This is a genomic window from Streptomyces sp. P17, assembly GCF_032436805.1.
Classification (GTDB): Bacteria; Actinomycetota; Actinomycetes; order Streptomycetales; family Streptomycetaceae; genus Streptomyces.
Map to the genome: position 1 here is coordinate 1 of NZ_JAVRBF010000577.1, position 294 is coordinate 294.

Sequence of the window (294 nt, forward strand, 5' to 3'; positions counted from 1 at the left end):
TGCTGATATTGTTGGCCTGCTAGAAATGGAGAATAATGGGTTTGGTAAAAAGTCAGCGATTGCACAATTAGTAAATGAGTTAAATGATCGTTATCGCTGTAATGACAATACCGATAACAATGTGTATCAATTTGTCGCTATCGATTCAAATAATGACTTAGTTTCTGACCATCAGGACCATATCGGTACAGATGCAATTACTAATGCTATTATCTATCGACCAAATAAAGTAACTTTGCTTGATTCTAAGGTAATACCCTTACCAAAGCAGAATGCTGAATCCATTTTAGACCC

1 pseudogene is annotated in these 294 nt (G+C 35.7%); it reads left to right on the plus strand.

Going from position 1 to position 294, the window contains the following annotated elements:
* A pseudogene (locus tag RMT89_RS42175) lies at positions 1–294 on the plus strand (hypothetical protein); the annotation flags it as partial.